The following is an 18,960-nucleotide window of genomic DNA, read 5'->3' on the forward strand; positions in this document are numbered from 1 at the left end:
AGTTCTCGCAAACCTGCAGGTGCGACGGTTCTATCGTGTCGCTTGCATTGAACAATATTTTTGTTAGCGTCAGCGTGTAGTATATATTAACGCCGTGGTCATTAGATAGCAAGTTGAGGCTGGCTTCGTATCTGAGTCGTTCATGTAAGCGTTCGATTTCGTGATCGAACAATCAGCGGCGGTAGCTAGAGCAGAAATCAGCGAGATTTCGCCGCCTTGCGAGCTCGACTATTCCACTGCTCAAAAATGCCCTCGAACTGATTGAGCGTTGTGGGAGCGTCAACGTAGGCTGACGCAAACAAACTCAAGAATCAGCAACACACCGCCGGATGCGATGGCTGTTAACTGGACAAGGGCGGAAAGCCTACATTGCGTGTGACTAGCACTCAGAGGCTGCGTATGTGGAGTAGTAGAGTCGTAACGCATACGTGGAAAATTCCTGGTATGTGGAGAGGGACGGGAAATGTTCAATTGCACCTAAGGTCAGCAAGATAATGGGCCGTGCTTCAGTAGTGCAGAGCAATGCCAATAAAAAGAGCCTAGTAGGCTCCCCCACCTCACGCAGACCGAAATCCCTTACCGCACGCTGAATGGACGCTACCGGAAAGGCCGATTTCTATCCCTCCTTTTTTACAGCCGAATGAAAATTTTGCGTTGGAAAAGCCATCGAACCAACAGCATGGGCAACGATAATGCAACCATTGCGACTAGCAGTTCACCGAACCCAGACGTTACGTAGTGATCGAAAAACTCTTGGACATTTCCGCCGACAAACCGCTTGGCGATGGACTTAAAGTCAACCAGTTTGACGGCCAGGTAGATGAACAACGCATTGCAGCCAACCCACAAAAACGGCGTGCACCAACGCTTCCAATGAAGCACGTCAATGAGTAAGTAGAATATGCCTAATAAGATCGCCGAGCATCCACTAGCCAACAGACAGAACGAACTGGTCCATATTCGCTTAATGATCGGAAACTCCATTCCCCACAACAATCCCAGCGAAGCGAGTGCAAAACCACCACCGATCATCCATCGAACTTTCTGCTTTCCAGTGAGGTCGGTACTACTAATGATCCAACCTGCCATGATACCAAACAGTGTCGTCGCGATCGCTGAGATCGTGCTTAACAATCCCTCATTGGAATAATACAAATTCCGCTTACGGCCTGGCAACCAAACGGCATCAACAAAGTGGGTAAGGTTTCGACCTTCGGCATACGTTCCGCTGATTGTGTCGTTTACACCGGCGAGCAGTTCATCCATTGGCTTAACGATGGCCTGCGAAGCGTTCCCTTTTGCGGGCGCGTGCTTCAAGTCAACATTGGGGAACGGAACAAACGATAACATACCCCAGTATCCGACTAAACAGCCAACAGAGGTTAACAAGACCGCCCTTCGAGACAAGAACACATACATCGTCGCGGCTGCCAAATAGCAGGCAGCGATACGGGGCAAGACACCCGAGAGCGGAATGTCGGGCCAGGATTGAGTCAGTCCTCCGTTGTAAAACACTCCGACTGCAAATAGCAGCAGTGATCGTCGTACAATCCGAATCAAAGCACCCAAACGACCGCGTTTGGCGATAAGGCGATCCATCGAAAGCACGATTGAGACGCCGGTCAAGAACAAAAAAAGTGGAAAAATCAAATCAAAGAAATGAAAGCCAGTCCACTGCACATGCTGTAATTGTTCGGCAATCACGCCAACGATGACCCCGCCACCGATCGCTTCGAGCGCACTTGCGACCTGCTCCCCCCCGACGATCCAAAACATATCGAACCCGCGGAGTGCATCGACTGAAAGGATTCTTGTCGGTTTGGCGCTTGTCACTTTATCGGCTGCACATGCATCATCAGGCACAAGATGGGCGTCGAAGGACATAGTAGTTTTGCTTGACAGCTTTGGATTGCCATCACCCACTATATTGGCTTTCAGCTTGTGTTCGGTAAAAATTGTCGAGTCGGCTGCCTCTGTGTTGCGTATGTCGTTAGCCATCGAAACAGAATCCGTGTGATTAGGGCTGTAGCAATTTGTGAGACTTGGCGGTCCCGCAGCCAAATTGGCCGAGAGCTCTCGGTTGCCTGGAGTAGCGAAAGTATCTGTGTAATTCGGCACCGCCTGAGGCAGTGTGAACAGGAGGGATTTTATTCACCCGAACCGAAGGCTGCTCGCACAGTAGGCCACGCTGACCAGCACGATTCGGTCAGTCTTCTGCAGTCAGCCACGCCCTGTGTAGGTTCCCATAACACCTGGTTTCACTGCATTAAACCTTTCAGTTTACGACTTGCAGCTTGCTGTCTTAGCAGTTGCTAATCGAACACGCTCTGATATATCGAAGGCCAGGACTACGTGCAGCAGAGAAGGGACGCGATCTTAATGCTGGTCAATTTTGTTCGAAGGTTATGAGGCAGCATACTACCGGCAAGTGACCTGCTATTTAGGAAGCTGAAATAGATCTTCATGATTGCAAGTACCGTTGCACCAGCTATCGCTGCCGAATGGTTCAGTTAAGCGTAGCGTTCGGAACAAACGTGCCGGTCTATTGGGTCGAAGCGGCTAAATATCCAACCTGAATAAACAATTGAAATCAAAACCACCTTGCAATATTGCATTCTGATTATGGCCAAAGCCAAGATCCAATCGCCATCGGGCAATTTTAAATTGTTCGACGTCGCAATATTGTTCAGGATCCCGTTGCCGAAACACCGTTAGGAAGAGCCTCGGCGCCCACGCTCGAAAGGTTCTGAATCCCAATCCACCAGTTCCCTCTTCCATAAATTGAACTTGTGAATATGGTTCTATTGACCGGTCGAATGCTCCCCAAGTACATTTTGCTGACTGATCGCCTCAAGTGCACGTCGGCCTTCTGCTTCGCCATAGTGCTCGACCCTAATTTGATTAGCGTGGCCCAGCGAAGAGAAACCGCAAGTATTTCGAAAATGAAGTCGATCGGTGGGGCGGGAATGGGGCAAGCTCAAGCGATTACATCTAAATCTAAGGAACAAGGATCGACGAGCTAACGCACACTTGATTGTTGTCAATCAGCTACCTTCTCACACTAAGTGGCGAGAACCAACATGCGTTCAAGCTTTCCTTGACGATGCTTTGTCGAATTAAGCTCCCGTCGCCAACTATAGCTGAAACGGAGGCTTGCAGATGCCTCCGCATCCATTTGAATCGATTCATCGACTCTTTGATCTAGGCGTGATCTGAATATTCGAGGCGATGTCGCCAATCTCTAGGAAGATCAGGTATATGTCGAAATGTAGGCTCATAAGATTCGCTAGGGTTAGTGCCGAGAGTTCACGCAGCATTTTGATCGTCTCCGCCAGTTGGTAACGCTGCAGTGTGAATTGTTTCAAGAGTTGTTCTCGCATGTCTCGGGCTTTGACACACAAGCTGGCCTTAACGTTCGCTATTTTGCCAGCGAAATGATCGAATTGTGCTATCGCACATGCCTCATCGTGCGAGCAACCGTTACATCTTACGAATAGAATTGATCGGCACCACATTGGGATCCTATGTGGCCAAAGTCGCTGGGGATCCCGCAGATTGGGAGGCCGAAAATCTTCTCTATTTCGACAGGGTGCTTCATGGAAAATGCATCTAATCGATGGAGCGAACCATCACGACTTTTAACCAGTGGACAAAAATATGTACATCCGATTTGCATTCGCATGCTTACTGTTGGTCAATTCGATTGCCAATGCTCACGCCGAACCCAACGTGTTACTGATTGTTAGCGATGATTTGACTTGCTGCCTTGGGTGTTACGGCAACGGCGTATGCCGCACTCCGAACCTCGACCGACTGGCTGAGCAAAGCGTGCAGTTCAATCGTGCCTATTGTCAATTCCCAATTTGCGGCCCGTCACGGGCGTCGATGATGAGCGGGATGTACCCAGAGCAGCTGAACTTTATGGCCAACAATTACGCGCTGGGAAGCTATCGGGCAGGAAGCACAAAGTACGCCAATCATCCCAGCGTCGGCGGCCTGCTAAGACGCCATGGGTACGTTTCCTTTCGCGTCTCGAAAATCTTTCACATGGGCATCCCTGCAAACATCGAATCCGGCAGTCCGGGCGGAGATGACACGGATTCTTGGGATCGCACGTTCAATATAATGGCTCCCGAAACGGCCAGTCCGGGTGAGTTGGAAATACTTTCTCCTAAGAAAACTGATTTTGGAACGAGTTTCGCTCGTGTCGTTGTTCCCGACGGGGAAGAGCAAACGCAAGTTGACGTGCTTGCTGCGTCTCAAGCGATCGCAATCTTGGAGAGTCGTTCGCGAGCACGGTACTTCGACGACGATCGGCAATTGCGTCCCCGCGAACCAGTGTTCTTAGCCGTAGGGTTAGTTCGACCGCACGTTCCGTCTGTTGCGCCCGAGCGATTGTTTGATCACTACCAAGAATTTGAAATCCAATTGCCACAAACACCCGAAGGTGACCTGGATGACATTCCGCTCCCAGCGGTAAGAATGCGGAACGACTTGAGATACGGAATGAACGACCAGCAGCAACGAAAAGCCATCGCAGGCTACTATGCCGCCGTCGAGTTTATGGATGAGCAGGTGGGAAGAATTATCGATGCGGTGGACCGGTTGAAACTGCGTGACAACACAATCATCATATTTACATCTGATCATGGATTTCATTTGGGCGAACATACGCTTTGGCAAAAAACGACGCTTTTCGAAGAAAGCACGCGAGTACCGCTAATGATTTCAGCCCCTGGCTTCGAATCGTCCGCGGGAAAACTGAGCAACGCGTTGGTCGAGTTAACCGACCTGTACCCAACGATCGTCGCTTTGACAAAGAAACAAGCAGTCGCCCCCTGCAACTTAGCAGGGCATAGCTTGCTTCCGATTCTACATAATCCCGAAACCGCTTCCGTCCGCCAGTACGCCTACACCGTAACCAATTCAGGCGGCCGTTCGATCCGGTCCCAAGATTGGCGATACAATATATGGGGAGGAGGTGAGGAAGAACTGTACAACTTGAAGGTCGACCCTCGCCAACTTACGAACTTGGCAAACGCTGCCGATCATAAGGATCAGCTCGGCCGGATGAGAGACGCTTTACGAAAACGACGTTTGGCTCTGTCGATTGATTAGCTAGTAGCGAGAGTCGCTAATCACATGGTGTGCGTTTGCTTCAAGACAATTCCGTTACAATTGCAAAACCCGATTCCTCCAATTCGTTCTGAGAATTGCGGCTAAAGCGTCTCTGTTTTCGGCAGAGATTGCTCCAGAGGCCTCATCTAATCGAAGGCCACGAGTCGTGGAATCCTGACTTGCAAGTCCATCTACAATTCTTCCGATTGGAACCTAGCAATGCTCTTTTCGAGAGCTGTCAACAAACGATCTTCTGTGCTTTAGCATCCGCGATGTTTCCGAACATACTGCATTACGTTATGCCTAATTCTTAGACACCAATACCTCGCAACCTATGGCAAGCAGAGCGAGCCGACTGCTACGGTTCGTGGGAAACGAAATCATGAGAAAATCTAAATGCGGTACACAGCAATTAGACGCACGTCAATATCCTTGTCACCTAAACATGCGACGGAGTCTGGATGTGTATTTGAAGACAGTGCCGATACGAAAGCATGGCACTAGAGAGAGTGATCTTGAAGCATCAAGAAGTTTCCCGTGCGGGAAATTGTACAAAAGAACATTTGCTATGTAAAACAAAACCAATTTTTTGGATTCCTGGACCAGCGCGGGAAATCAATTATCTGCTTATCAAAACTAAGAAGGTTTTATACACTACAGGCACAGTCTATTGATCGAATAAGTGCCTCTGGGCTTGTCTCGAAGTAGTTTGTTTAGCGAAAAGTGATCTGCGTGCCTATTTTCAGCTGACGCCACGGAAATCCGGGAAGGCAATAAACACCAAGCATGCGTGTAAGAGCCCCTGTTTAATACGGCATTGGGATGAACAACGAGGGAATCCACGCTTCACGCAACGATTGATAGTATGTAGATCTGGGGCCGTATAGTCTATCGCCAGGAAAGAGGCGAAAGGCTATTACGCCCATAGCCTACTGAGCTGCACCCAAAAAATTGATCCGCGCAAAGTGAGGAACTCGGACTAGCATTTGGTCGGCATTTCCTAGGAGAAAACGCCGATGAAGAAGTCCAAATTTACTGACCAACAGATCGCTCTCGCATTGAAGCAGGCAGAGTCCGGAACGTCCATTGACGAGGTTTGCCGAAAGCTGGGTATCAGCCAGCAGGCCTTTTGCCGATGGAAGAAAAAGTTCGCTGGACTTGGCACCGAAGAGCTTCGTCGCCTAAAGCAACTTGAAAAAGAGAGCAAGCGATTGAAGTCGCTGGTAGCCGACCTGAGCTTGGACAAACAGATTTTGCAGATGTCCTGTCAAAAAAGCTCTGAGGCCTGCCCGCCTTCGTGAGTGCGTCGAAGGAGCCAAATCCTGCTACGGGATTAGCGAGCGTCCTGCATGCAAGCTGGTCGGCTTGTCTCTTTCCACTCACCGCTACAAATCCACGAAGGACGAGCAGGCCGCCCTGCGGATGCGTTTGAAAGAACTCGCTGTTACCCGTGTTCATGATGGCTACCGCCGTCTGCACATTTGGCTCAGACGCGAAGGTTGGGACGTGAATGCCAAGCGAATCTATCGGCTGTATTGCGAAGAAAAGCTGAGTTTACGGTCCAGGGCCCCGAGACGCCGTGTCAGCTGCCGAACGCGTATTGAACGTCCAGAAGCAACTCACATCAACGATTGCTGGGGGATGGATTTCATGTCCGACGAACTGTTCGATGGTCGCCAAATTCGTCTCTTGACGATAGTCGATCACTTTACTCGTAAGAGTCTTGCGATCGAGGTGGGGCAGCGGATGCGGGGACGCGATGTTGTCGCTGCTCTGGAGCGTTTGGCTTGTGATCGCCAGCTTCCCAAATCAATCCGCATCGACAATGGTCCTGAGTTCACTTCAAAAATTCTTGACCAATGGGCGTATGCCAATGGTGTAACGCTTGACTTCAGTAGGCCCGGAAAACCAACGGATAACGCTTTCATTGAATCCTTCAATGAAAGCGTCCGAGCCGAATGTATTAACGAAAATTGGTTCCTGTCGCTTGACGACGCAAAGGAGAAGATCGAAGCTTGGCGTATTGACTACAACGAACATCGACCCCACAGCGCTTTGGTGCGCCCGGCCAGATGAAGCCCTGGTTTTCTCACTGCCGATGTATCAGGAAATGGGAGCAGGTCAAACCCAATCCCTACTCTCATAACGGTGCACCAAGTTTTGGAGGCATGTCACTACCCAGCGTTGTAGCCTATTTGCAATCTGGTTTGTCCTTCATCACCGTCTTCGTCAGAATGCACGGGCTGGCATAGATCTGACTTTCTACGATGGCGGATACAGGCGCCGAGTTTCGAGTGCATGTGTAAGCACCGGTTGATAGTTGTTCACACAATTCAATTGCTGCGGAATTCAGATGGCGTGACACGCATGACTTTTTTGAATACTCGTGTGAAATAGTTTTGATCTTCAAATCCACATTTGTAGGCAATATCGCCGATTGGATGTCGCGTTCTCGTTAGCATCTCGCAAGCGTCATGCAAACGTAGACGCGTGAGAAAGGTTAGTGGCGTCATTCGGAACATTGACTTGAACTCACGTCGAAATGTCGATTCAGACAGTTCGCACAGTTTGGCAAGATCCGCTACTAGGATCGGTTCCGCGCGATGCTTCTGGATATGGCTAATTGCCGGAATAAGCAACCCGTAAGCGCTTTGACGTTGATCGGCTACGGAAAGGCGGCGACTGACTCCGATTAATCCAACAATTTTTCCTTCGATATTTCGAGCGGGTATTTTTGTTGTGCAGAACCAGCAAAGTTCACTAGTATAGCTGATATTCAGCTCGACGCGCTCGATGATAGTTTTGCCACAATCAATCACATATCGGTCGTCTTCGGTAAATGCTTGAGCTATGGCGATTGGGAATACATCGTAGTTGTTTGTTCCATAAAGCGAACCACCGTGATCAAAATGAAAAAGGCTACTACGATGCGTTTCATTGCAATGCAAAATGCGACCATCCTTATCCTTGATGAAAAACAGAATGCCGGGGAGATACTCAAACATCGATCGTACATTCGAATCGAACTGCAGATCATCTAGAAATGCGTTTGTTTCATCCTGGTCGATCATTGAAAAACTCCGTTGGTATTTGCTCATCGACTGCAATTTCGCGTGGGCAAAATGTTCACAAGGAACGCGACATACACTAGAGATTCAAAACAGTGGCGTCACCTGGCTGCCTTCACAATTTTAGTTGATGGCCCGCCGAACGTGTAGAAGGGACACCGATTCTACCTTCCAGTTTTGGAAGTCCTGCACTTTAAAAGCAAGCAACACGTCCCAAAAAAACTAACCCGGTCAAGGATCAAATTAAGGACCGGACAGAAAACCCCTGACCAGATTGGCACGGCATTTGCGCCATCGTGCAGCATTTTCGCTTAAAGGAGATGCGTCATGGCTCACGCAAGTATGCCGAAAGAGTTTTACGATATCGTCGTCCATCACCTCCCTCCTGAAGAACCTGTTGGTCCCGATGGTGGGAGACCACCGATTGGCCACTATGAAGTGCTGCGTGTGATTTGGTACGTATTGGTTACCGGAGTCCGTTGGCGAGACGTGCCTGAGGAAATGGACTGCAGCGGTGAGACCGCTCGCTGCCGACTTCGTGATTGGTAGCAGGCTGGTATTTGGGATCGCGTTCACTTGGACATGCTTCGGCTGTTGCGTCGCGATGGAGATCTTGAGCATGAGACGGCGATTATCGACAGCACTCAAGTCCGTGCGTTTGGCGGTGGCGACCGGACAGGCCCGAGCCCAGTCGATCGACGCAAATTGGGGACGAAGTTCACGCTGATGACGGATCGAAACGGTGTTCCCCTGGCGATCACGATTGCGGGAGCCAATCGAAGCGATCAGCGAGAGATCCTGCCGATCATCGAGAACGAGTTTCCGCATGTTGGTGGACAGCCAGGGCGTCCGCGAATCGGACCGGATGAGGTTTACGCCGATGCGGGATACGACAGCGAAGCGACTCGAGATGTCTTGCGATGCCTGGGCATGAAGCCCTTTATCCGAAAATGAGGCGCACCGCATGGCAGTCACTTGGGTCGCATCCGGTGGGTCGTCGAGCGGTCAATCGCTTGGCTGAAAGGACTTCGACGCTTGCGGTTTCGTTATGACCGCAGCGAAGCGGTGATTCACGGGTGGGCAATCTTAGCGATGGCAATTCTCACTTTTCGAATCTGGCACAATGACGTCCAACTTGCCGACTGACTTAAAAGCTCAAGTCTTTACGTGCTGTTTTCAAAACAATGGTTTTCTGTCCGGTTCTAAGTCAGCTTAAGAGATTGTTGTAGCGTGTAATACTTCCTTGAACTTGTGTGACTTGGAGAGCCTAGAAAAAGATGGCTTCAGATGTCGTGAGCGATAAGTAAATCGCATTATTGGGCGATTGAAATACACCTACATATTTGAGCCTCTAACAGTCGACCACGGTCAGTTGCGTCATTTAGTTTCATGGAGGATGTAAGTCCGTCGCCAGGTCAGTTGAGCGTGACTAAAGCCCGTTCAACCGGTTGATTTGGATTGAGCAAGAAGCCAACGCGTAAGCATTTCGTTTGATCGGCAAGAACTCTACAATCCTGCTTTAAATACAGATGCTATGAGAGTGTATGTGGGCGATTCAATTCCTGCACTTTCCCGACAGTCGAACTGTCTTCGCAAGGATTTGCTGGAACACTAAACGGAAATGATCAGCTTGGGACTGCTGCTTTAGAACCTAGGACGCGACGGGAATCGCTATTTCACAGGGGTGATCGGAGGTAATTATTAGCTAGTGAAAATGAGCTGGACTGGACAATGCGACCGAAAAGCTTGCGTCTGGTCGCTTCCTTCTCCCGTAAACCGGACTCGTCGGTGAAGACCCTAGCGGACGTAGCAGAGCAAGAGAACCGAATCGTGTGCTTGGGAGCTAGGCCAGTAAACGTCGCAGACGGAGCTCCGCGCCGGTGAGATTCTCCACCGTGAAGATGGACGCCGTCCGAAGCAATGTAGATATTGACGCATGGTTCTTCCGGATTTGCGAGTTGTTCTCGCAATGCGAATCTTTTCGTAATACCTCGGTCGATCCCATTTGCCTGTGTTGGTTGTTGAGGTAATTTCTCGTACCATAGAATCGCCCGGGCACAACTTTCAGTCGCGAAGGGAGTTGATTGGAACCGGGGTCAAGGTCGTTCACTATCAACCGGATTGCGATAAGCACAACCAAATCGGCCGTTGATTCCCCCCGAGGATTGGTTAAGTCTGTTGCGGAATGCTCTTTGATACAATTGATATGGTCCTGCAACCGATTCGTCAGGAATGCGATTGTGCTCAACCGAAGTCGCGTTTCATCTGTGCTACCAAGCGGAATGCGACCACACAGATGAACCTGCATGCGAAAACTAGTTGACGGTTTCCGATCAAAATAGAAGCGTGACGCTACACCACGTCCGGGCATCAGTTCCGAAGTCGGCCCGTATTCGGGGGGCATTGCAGTTGCTGGAACACCTCAAGTCTAAAGATGTATGCCTTGAATTTGATGGGCCGCGTCGTAGCGAATACCGCAACGTTCATTCCGACATCTCCGGAATCGATGTTGGCAGCGAGTTTTTGGTGCGTACTGCTATCTAAAAGGCAAGTGAATATTTGTGATGAATGCGTGTCTCGTATAGAGCGAACGGCGGTTGTCGCATGCACGATGGGCACCGGGGCTTGCTACTGCGGAACTGATGCAAAAAGCGAAGCTTTTACATGCTGGATTCGGTCTTTAGCATTCGGTCGCCCGACGTGGAAGATGCAGCCCCTTAGTAATACTCAGTTCTGATATTGGGCGGGCATAGAAGCTATGTATTGGAACTTTGAGTGGCGGTTTTCCTCAACTTAGTAACGGAGCTGCAAATAGCAAAACGCCTATTTGCTATTTGCAGAGAATATGTATATTGAGTCGAATGCTTATTGCCGTGCTCAATTCATAGTTAGTGATCTTCGGTCATTGAGCTCATTGCTTGTTCAGTCGCGAGAGCCCGCTCTAGCTCATTGGTTTCGTACTTGGCAATTGCCGCAGCATCGGAACTATCGACAACAGCTCTCGGGGTACCATCCTTACCACAGCCACTGAAAGATGCACAGGCTGCGGTTAGCAGTAGCATAAGCGTATTATAGCGATTCATAATTGTCTTCTATTCGGAATATGTAGTTAGCTATTTGAAACTAGAATTCTTGGTTGGTAACTTCCCGGCTAGCACGAGTCCCCAGTGCCCCCCACAATCCGTATGGGCTGGTTGATCCTGGTGTGCGTCCTTGCGAGGCGGCCCCATTATCCCAAACCATTCCTGCACTTGCATTGCCGGCTTCGATGGAATCTGTAATAAACTTCACCGCACCGTCACCCATTAAGACATGACAGCCGCCTTGATGTTGGCTAGAAACATTGAACAGCGAGGCAAGATAGTCTCCGTTGGTTGCGTGCCCGCAGATCTCTCGATTGGGCGATAAGACCGTAAAGCAGCCTGTGTACATCGCCATTTGGTCCGCCCAACGGTAACCACGAGCGTAATCAGCAGTACTAGCGCTAGCCCCTCCATCCCAAAACTGCGGACGGACCGCATCCACGTAGCTTTTGCAAGACGAGGGATTGTCGCGAATCGTCCGCTCTGATCCCGCCGTAGTCCCCAGGTTATCACCCTTGCTGGGCAACACGGCGCGAGCATCACTATCACCTAAGTAGGTAATGATCTCTCCCATTGCAACAGTGTTAGAAAGTCCATCTAGGCAGTCGCTGAAACGAGTTTTATCGAGTGGCTTGAAAAAACCACGGTGAGACGCCCTAGCCGTCTCAGCGGCTGTGCGATCGGTACGCAGAACGTCCCAAGGCCCGTACGTAGTTTTCCAGGTTGAATCGCCGAGGCACGCGGCGTAGTTCGTCCGCCCGAGGGATGGAAGGCCGGCGCCAGGGTCACTCGGGCAACGGTATCCCGGCACCTGAGATGCCCATGGAATGTACTGGATTTGCTGAGGCGTCGGCCCCATTGCGCTCCATGGCTTGGTTGGTGTACCAATTTTGGCTGAAGCACTACCGTCGAGTCGGCTGCTGTTGGGATTCGCGATTTGCTCCCACATCGCTTGCTGCTCGACAAATGGCAGGATTCCAACTAGCATGCTCAGCCGCATGTTATTACTCGTCAGCGAAGTCTGGTACCATTTCAATCCTGTTGGCCTCAGGTCCGTGCCTCCACCTTGAGTGGGAAGCTGGTTGTAAGCTGAGTGGTAGTTATGGACAGCCAATCCAATTTGTTTGAAGTTGTTACTACAGCTCATTCTTCTGGCTGCTTCGCGAGCAGCCTGAACTGCCGGCAGCAGCAACCCCACCAGCACGCCGATGATGGCAATTACGACGAGAAGCTCAACGAGCGTAAACGCACAGCGAAGCATTTTTGATGACACACGCATTAGTTAGATCCAAATATCGAAGAGAAACTTCCTTCTCTGAAGCTGAGAAGGCAAACGGACACGTTCTTACAGGCGTTTCCGCCGAACACTCGCTATTCTAAAGCGTGCATCCATCCGACGCTCGCACAAAGACAACGCGAGAGTAGCACTATTCGGTCATGCCTATTTGGCGATTTTGGCGATGGCGGCTAATTCGATCAGTACAACCTTTCTTTAGAGTTTGTCATTCGTAAATCTGGAGTGTTGGCCACGCGGGGTGTCAACCTAGTGCCTCGAGCAAGCAGGACTACTTAAGCTAGCGAAAACGCAAAGCGAACTACAGGAAATTCACACTGATGCGAGGTTGGTAACCTTTCCTGAGCTGAGAAGAATGGGCGATCCACGCGAGTGGCACAGTAGTAAGCCTAAGCTGCTGTGGCGTATCGATTTTAGTTCGGATTGGGGGGAGAGGTCATCAGTCGGTAGTTCTTCTGCCGTCGCTTGTGTTCTTGTTTTTCCTGTCTACAGGGACGGTAGCCAACATTCAATTCGGAGATCACTTCGAGCAGGCTGTACCACAGGTCTTCTCGTCGGGCTGCCGTAAGCCTCACCAATGCTGCGAGCTCTTCAAGCAGCATGAATCACTTACGGCTAACTACGCGGCATTCAGGCCTGCGTCCCTTTGATTGCTCTCGCCAAAGATGCGTCCCTTGTGAGCCAGCACCGTCGTGGTGAATCCTTGACTTCGAAGCTTGCCAGCGTTCAGAACGCTCGACAATTCCTTCACTTCGCGGTTGGCGAAAATATTCGCGTTCCAATAGTCATCCCCTGAAGTCAGCGAATCACCTGACACTACTTGCCAAGCATTGATCCATCCGGCGTAGATCGTCTTGCCCGAACAATCCACCACTCGACAACCCGGCGGCGGTTCAATGGAATCGCTGACCGCGATGATGCGACCGGACCGAATCAGCACGTCGCCCGTCGCAACGTTTTCATCGGAATCCTTGGCCGACTCGTCCGCCCCCAAATCCTTCAAGTAGTAATCCGGATTGGTCACCAATATGGCACCGGTCAACAACACGTCGGTCAGCGAATTGGTGCGAAGTCCCACGACAGGGGCGACTCCGCGAACATCTTGGCCATGGGCAACGATAGCCAGACACGCCATCGAAACGGTCAGCAGCAGCCGACACAAACAATTGGTAGGTCTCAATGAACTCACTCGATTGTGGCTTGCGGACAAAGATCGCCTTGCAATTCCATCCACCAACATCCGGCATGAGGAAACGCCAAAATTCCAACGGTCGTGGGCAGAATGGACCGTCGCAGGATAGTCGCTGCTGCGTTTCAACGCGAACCGCTACTCCGAGGAGGCCTCGGCCCTCCGAATGGCCTTTGTCAACAATCGATCAAAGGTCGACGCGAACGCCTTCTTGTCCTTGGGACCGTACGGTGCACTGCCGCCCGTTTCAACGCCCGTACCTCGAAGATCGTCCATGAAATTCCGCATCGAAAGTCGACTGGCGATGGTCGCTGGCGAGTACTCCTCCCCCCGCGGATCGATCACGAACAATCCCTTCTCCACCAGCATTCCCGCCAACGGCAAATCTGCCGTCACAGCCAAATCACCCTTCTCACCATGATTGACAATGTACCGATCCGCTTGATCGGCTCCTTCGCGGACCACCACGGACCGAACCGTCGTCGCATTGGCGGGCACTCCGACAGGTGCATTGGCGACCAAAATCGTTACCACATCCAAACGTTTTGCGGCGCGGAACACAACGTCTTTCACGTCTCGCGGTGCGGCATCCGCATCGATCCAAATTTTCACTTCATCAGGTTCCGGTGTGGATGTCTGTTCCGTTGTGCAGGATTCACCCAGTCGATGACCGAGAAACACCCGAAGGCGTCACAACAGAGTTTTGATTTCCGTTTAAACTAGCCGCTTCCAACCGACCTTCCCACCTCTGACTCCGGCATCACCATGAATCAACCCCTGGTTTCTCGCCACGTTCCTCGCGGGACACAACTCAAACGCGCGACCGTATCCGCCATCGCATTGCTAAGCGTCCTACTGCTCGGCGCCGCGGTTTCTTCGCTCACTTCGGCCGATGAACCCGCGAAGGCCAAGCGGCCCAACATCGTCTTTGTGTTCTCTGACGACCATGCGTTGCAAGCCATCGGCGCTTACGGATCGAAGATCAACAGGACTCCCAACCTCGACCGCATCGCCAACGAAGGTGCTGTCTTCCACAACTCGTTCTGTGCCAACTCGATCTGTGGTCCATCACGAGCCTGCATCCTGACGGGCAAGCACAGCCACATCAACGGTTTCCTACGCAACGGCAATCGCTTTGATGGATCGCAAGTCACGTTTCCAAAATTGCTGCAAGACGTTGGCTACCAAACCGCACTGATCGGCAAGTGGCACTTGGGCACCGACCCGGTGGGTTTCAATCACTGGGAAATCCTTCCCGGACAAGGTAACTACTACAACCCCGACTTCATCCAAATGGATGGATCACGCAAGCGGTACACCGGTTATGTCACGGACATCATCACCGAGAACACATTGAACTGGTTGCAGAACGATCGCGACGAAGACCAACCGTTCGTGCTGATGTGCCAACACAAAGCTCCTCACCGAAACTGGTCGCCTCCACCACGTCACTTCGACTTGTACAAAGGCGTCGACGTGGCTGAACCGGAAACCTTGTTCGATGATTACTCGGGCCGTTCGAAGTTGCTGCACGAAAGCGAAATGTCGCTCGAGAACCATTTTTATTGGGGCCACGACATGAAGTTCCACGGCGAGAGCTTGTTCCCCGAACAATTCTTGCCGCGTCTGGGCAACGGCGAATATCGCCGCATGAACGAAGAACAAAAAGCTGCGTGGGACGCCGCTTACGAACCCGAAAACCAAAAGTTCATCGCCGACATGAAGGCTGGCAAACTGTCCAGCAAAGACATCACCAAATGGAAATACCAACGCTACATCAAGGATTACCTCGGCACCGTGCAAGCGGTCGACGACAGTGTGGGCGAATTGCTCGCTTACCTGGATGAATCAGGTCTCGCCGAAAACACCATCGTGATCTACAGCAGCGACCAAGGTTTCTACCTCGGCGAACACGGCTGGTATGACAAACGTTGGATGTTCGAAGAATCGCTTCGTATGCCATTCCTAATTCGCTGGCCTGGTGTGATCGACCCGGGCACCGAAAGCACCGCCCCGATCCAAAACATTGACTATGCCCCCACATTTCTGGAAATGGCCGGTGCGGAAATCCCCGAGGCCATTCAAGGACGCAGCATGGTGTCGATGATGCAAGACGGCTGCCGAGCCTCGTCGACTTGGCGTGACGCGGTGTACTACGCCTACTACGAGAACGCGGCCGTGCACATGGTCCCCGTTCACGACGGCGTGCGAACCGAACGTTACAAGCTGATGTTCTTCCCACGAAGCCGCGAGTGGAACCTGTTTGATCTGGAGACGGATCCTACCGAGATGAAATCGGTCCACGATGATCCCGAGTACGCTGACATTTTGGCGGGTCTGAAAAAACGTTACATCGACCTGCGGGATTTGTATGACGTCAACACCGCCACGATCCCCGCCACGCGAGGCGACGAACCAGGCTGGCAAAAACGCAACATGGCGATGTCCAAACTGGCAAAGACCGCCAAACCCAAACTGGCCTTCATCGGTGATTCGATCACCCAAGGCTGGGAAGGCCGAGGCAAAAAGGTTTGGGAAGAAAACTACGCCGAGTACGACACCATCAACTTGGGCATCGGTGGCGATCGCACCGAGCACATTATTTGGCGTCTGACCCACGGGAACCTCGGCAAGATCCAACCCGAAGTCGCCGTGCTGATGATCGGCACCAACAACACCGGTCACTTCATGCAGGATCCAACGCAAATCGCGGAGGGTGTCGAAGAGATCCTCTCGATCCTGCGCGAGAAGTTGCCTAACACCAAGATTGTGCTGCAAGCCATCATGCCGCGAGGCAAAACCAAGATGGACTTGATGCGACTGAACAACATCGCCGTCAACGACCGCATCGCAAAAATGGCCGATGGCGAGAACATTGTTTACGTCGACCTGGGCGATCACTTCCTGAACGAAGACGGCACGATCGATCCCGCGATCATGCCCGATTACCTGCACCTGTCCGAAAAGGGCTACAAGATCTGGGCCAACGCCTTGGCCCCCACCCTCGATTCGCTGGGCCTCTAAAGCGGCATCGACTTTCAGCCAGTGAAGAGTCCAACCAAGGGCATCCATTCACCAATGGATGCCCTTTTTTTGTGCGCACCCCGCCCCCAAGCCCCTGGAACGCCCGCAAAATCCGGCAGGATTGCCGTGGCGATGAAACTGTCATCGCCGGTAACCTCAGCGTGTTCTTCTCGCCCGTGTTTCCGGATATCCACTCGCAAACCAAGATGAAAATCGCCCTGGCTTTCTCGGGAGGTGGCGTTCGCGCCACCGTGTTTCACCTGGGTGTCCTGGCGCGACTCGCACGAGAAGACTTGCTCGGAAACGTCCACATGATCTCCAGCGCTTCCGGCGGCAGCCTCGCCGCTGGGCTGGTGTTTTCAGCAACCAACAATCGCTGGCCCAGCAGTTCGGAATACCTGCACGAAGTGGTCTCGAAAATCCTGCATCTGTTGACCACTCAGAACCTGCAGCGTTCCTACGTGATCAAATCGCTGATGTTCCCCTGGCAAATCCTCAGCGGCCGCGCCGCGGTGTTGGGTGACGAACTCGAACGTCGCTGGAAAATCAACGGTGACCTTGCCGACCTGCCCGAATCGCCTCGATGGCTGATCAACGCGACTTGCTATCAAACGGGCAAGAACTGGCGGTTCCAACGTGACTTGATGGGCGACTACCAAACCAGATACATCGTCGATCCCAAACTTCGCCTTTCACACGCACTCGCCGCTTCGGCCGCCGTGCCTGGTTTGATTGGCCCGTTGATTGTCAAAGCCAAACACCATCGCTGGAAAGAGATGCGAGGCGACCAGTGGCACTCCATCCCTGCCAAGTACAAACGGCTGCACCTTTGGGATGGCGGCGTGTACGACAACCTCGGCGTGGAAGCCCTGTTCAAACCCTGCATCGGATTGGTCGACGGCACCGACTTCTTGATCGTCTGCGATGCATCGCGACCACTGGGCAGCGAATCGCGTCGGTCGAAATGGCGTTCCGGGTAGCCGCGCCGCCGAACTCGAGCCCAGGCTACGGCGAGTCGAGCGTGAACGCGATGTTTTAAAAAAGGCTTTGATCATTTTCGGCCGAAACGAGTGAGCCAGCTCTATCCCGCAGCGGCGAGCATTATTCGTGACGGCACTGCATTGCGGCGAGAGGTCGGCGAGGTCCTCGGTTTCTCACGGTCCGCGTTTCAGCGATTTCAAAGCGAACCTCCAAGCCAAAGAGAACAGAGTGACATGGATGTCTTGCCAATGGTGATCACCACGTTTCATCGACACCGCAGACGCTACGGTGCCCGACGGATCGCTGCAGACCTGAAGCTACAAGGGGTTGCCATCGGACGTGAAAGGGGCGACAAACTGCTGCGAATCGCGGGGCTATCGGCGTTTCAGCCAAAATCATTCAAGCCGCGAATGACCGAAAGTCGGCACACGCTGGGCTGCAACGAGAACCTATTGCTCAAGCAGCCTGAGCCAACAAGCGTCAATCGTTTGTGGGTAGGCGACACCACCTACATTCCTGTCGTACGAACCGGATTTGCTGACATGGCGACCCATGGATCGATTTTCCAGGCGGATTATCGGCTGGCCTTGGGGCATGGAAATGACCAAGGACTTGGTAATCAATACGCTCCAAAAGGCGATTCGAAGCCGTCAACCTTCAAGAGATCTCATCCATCACACCAATCCCGGCGGTCAATGCGCAAGCAAGAAACATCGTGCGATCATCCAACGCAGTTCGATGCGTCAAAGCATGAGCCGAGCTGGTGACTGCTGCGACAACGCGTTTATGGAATTATGCTTTGGTGCGATCAAGGCGCAGTTGCAAATGACTGAGCATAAAAACTATCGCGAGGTACCGAGCGAACTGACTAGGTTCGTTGCTTACTACGACACATCACGTCTTCGCTCATCGATCGGCTATCTCTCGCCGACCAGATTCGAATCAATCTTCCCTGCAAAACAAGAAGACGCGTGCCCCCCCCAAACTTGGTCCACCTTGAGCTGCTTGAAAGTCAGCAAAGCTGAGGGTTGCAAATTAGAGAAGATTACCGGAAAGATAGGCTCGCGGAAGGATGGTCCAGGAAAGATCTCATACCTGACTCCGCAGGATTCGTTGACAATGGCTGTGAGATTATCCGCGATGTGACCACCACCGGTTCGCCTCGATTGTTAAGCGGTTTGTTGGCGAGCTGGATGTCATGGT

At 51.9% G+C, this 18,960-nt stretch carries 11 protein-coding genes and 3 pseudogenes; 8 read left to right on the forward strand and 6 right to left on the reverse strand.

Annotated elements, in window-relative coordinates; genetic code table 11:
- Positions 1-630 precede the first annotated feature (630 nt).
- Positions 631-1,998: an acyltransferase family protein gene (locus ACR3ZL_RS10085; protein ID WP_486173423.1), complete on the reverse strand. Its 1,368-nt coding sequence runs from the start codon at positions 1,996-1,998 to the stop codon at positions 631-633.
- Positions 1,999-3,657: 1,659 nt separating this feature from the next.
- Here ACR3ZL_RS10085 and ACR3ZL_RS10090 point away from each other — a divergent pair.
- Together ACR3ZL_RS10090 and ACR3ZL_RS10095 are read left to right on the forward strand one after the other, a co-directional pair.
- Positions 3,658-5,118 carry a sulfatase gene (locus ACR3ZL_RS10090; protein ID WP_473653257.1) on the forward strand — a complete coding sequence of 487 codons (1,461 nt, stop codon included), beginning with the start codon at positions 3,658-3,660 and terminating at the stop codon, positions 5,116-5,118.
- A 1,016-nt stretch (positions 5,119-6,134) separates the two neighbouring features.
- Positions 6,135-7,194 (forward strand): IS3 family transposase gene (locus tag ACR3ZL_RS10095; RefSeq protein WP_486173424.1). Its coding sequence is split into 2 segments (ribosomal slippage): positions 6,135-6,379 and positions 6,378-7,194, totalling 1,062 coding nucleotides; the frame shifts between segments, so codons are not numbered across the junction.
- A 257-nt stretch (positions 7,195-7,451) separates the two neighbouring features.
- Here the strand turns inward: ACR3ZL_RS10095 and ACR3ZL_RS10100 are convergent.
- Positions 7,452-8,189 (reverse strand): AraC family transcriptional regulator, encoded by a 738-nt coding sequence (locus ACR3ZL_RS10100; protein ID WP_486173425.1) that lies wholly within the window; start codon positions 8,187-8,189, stop codon positions 7,452-7,454.
- Positions 8,190-8,513: 324 nt separating this feature from the next.
- On the opposite strand from ACR3ZL_RS10100, the gene ACR3ZL_RS10105 reads away from it, so the two are divergent.
- Positions 8,514-8,735, forward strand: a complete 222-nt coding sequence (locus tag ACR3ZL_RS10105) for a transposase (protein WP_473653253.1) — start codon at positions 8,514-8,516, stop codon at positions 8,733-8,735.
- 33 nt (positions 8,736-8,768) lie between these two features.
- A pseudogene (locus tag ACR3ZL_RS10110) lies at positions 8,769-9,332 on the forward strand (transposase).
- Positions 9,333-11,074: 1,742 nt separating this feature from the next.
- On the opposite strand, the gene ACR3ZL_RS10115 reads toward ACR3ZL_RS10110, so the two are convergent.
- The 4 genes from ACR3ZL_RS10115 to ACR3ZL_RS10130 form a co-directional block, all read right to left on the reverse strand.
- Positions 11,075-11,269: a hypothetical protein gene (locus ACR3ZL_RS10115; RefSeq protein WP_473653252.1), complete on the reverse strand. Its 195-nt coding sequence runs from the start codon at positions 11,267-11,269 to the stop codon at positions 11,075-11,077.
- 40 nt (positions 11,270-11,309) lie between these two features.
- Positions 11,310-12,548: a DUF1559 family PulG-like putative transporter gene (locus ACR3ZL_RS10120; protein ID WP_473653251.1), complete on the reverse strand. Its 1,239-nt coding sequence runs from the start codon at positions 12,546-12,548 to the stop codon at positions 11,310-11,312.
- A 634-nt stretch (positions 12,549-13,182) separates the two neighbouring features.
- A complete protein-coding gene (locus ACR3ZL_RS10125; protein ID WP_473653250.1) occupies positions 13,183-13,743 on the reverse strand; it encodes a hypothetical protein in 561 nt (186 codons plus the stop codon).
- A gap of 147 nt (positions 13,744-13,890) precedes the next feature.
- Positions 13,891-14,364 carry a YaiI/YqxD family protein gene (locus tag ACR3ZL_RS10130; RefSeq protein WP_473653249.1) on the reverse strand — a complete coding sequence of 158 codons (474 nt, stop codon included), beginning with the start codon at positions 14,362-14,364 and terminating at the stop codon, positions 13,891-13,893.
- 153 nt (positions 14,365-14,517) lie between these two features.
- On the opposite strand from ACR3ZL_RS10130, the gene ACR3ZL_RS10135 reads away from it, so the two are divergent.
- The 4 genes and pseudogenes from ACR3ZL_RS10135 to ACR3ZL_RS10150 all read left to right on the forward strand — a co-directional run bounded on the left by ACR3ZL_RS10135 (position 14,518) and on the right by ACR3ZL_RS10150 (position 18,903).
- Positions 14,518-16,776, forward strand: coding sequence for a sulfatase/phosphatase domain-containing protein (locus tag ACR3ZL_RS10135; RefSeq protein ID WP_473653248.1), 2,259 nt, complete (start codon positions 14,518-14,520; stop codon positions 16,774-16,776).
- 206 nt (positions 16,777-16,982) lie between these two features.
- Positions 16,983-17,753: pseudogene (locus ACR3ZL_RS10140) on the forward strand (patatin-like phospholipase family protein); the annotation flags it as partial.
- Positions 17,754-18,005: 252 nt separating this feature from the next.
- Positions 18,006-18,092: pseudogene (locus ACR3ZL_RS10145) on the forward strand (IS3 family transposase); the annotation flags it as partial.
- 265 nt (positions 18,093-18,357) lie between these two features.
- Positions 18,358-18,903 (forward strand): integrase core domain-containing protein, encoded by a 546-nt coding sequence (locus ACR3ZL_RS10150; protein WP_486173426.1) that lies wholly within the window; start codon positions 18,358-18,360, stop codon positions 18,901-18,903.
- Positions 18,904-18,960: the final 57 nt, after the last annotated feature.

The organism is Rhodopirellula sp. J20-39 (genome assembly GCF_057365095.1).

Bases quoted from the DNA above. Each gene is read 5' to 3' on its own strand.
- ACR3ZL_RS10105 (WP_473653253.1), top strand. From the start codon at position 8,514: ATGGCTCACGCAAGTATGCCGAAAGAGTTTTACGATATCGTCGTCCAT.
- ACR3ZL_RS10150 (WP_486173426.1), top strand. From the start codon at position 18,358: ATGACCAAGGACTTGGTAATCAATACGCTCCAAAAGGCGATTCGAAGC.
- ACR3ZL_RS10120 (WP_473653251.1), bottom strand. From the start codon at position 12,548: ATGCGTGTGTCATCAAAAATGCTTCGCTGTGCGTTTACGCTCGTTGAG.
- ACR3ZL_RS10115 (WP_473653252.1), bottom strand. From the start codon at position 11,269: ATGAATCGCTATAATACGCTTATGCTACTGCTAACCGCAGCCTGTGCA.
- ACR3ZL_RS10090 (WP_473653257.1), top strand. From the start codon at position 3,658: ATGTACATCCGATTTGCATTCGCATGCTTACTGTTGGTCAATTCGATT.
- ACR3ZL_RS10085 (WP_486173423.1), bottom strand. From the start codon at position 1,998: ATGGCTAACGACATACGCAACACAGAGGCAGCCGACTCGACAATTTTT.
- ACR3ZL_RS10135 (WP_473653248.1), top strand. From the start codon at position 14,518: ATGAATCAACCCCTGGTTTCTCGCCACGTTCCTCGCGGGACACAACTC.
- ACR3ZL_RS10100 (WP_486173425.1), bottom strand. From the start codon at position 8,189: ATGATCGACCAGGATGAAACAAACGCATTTCTAGATGATCTGCAGTTC.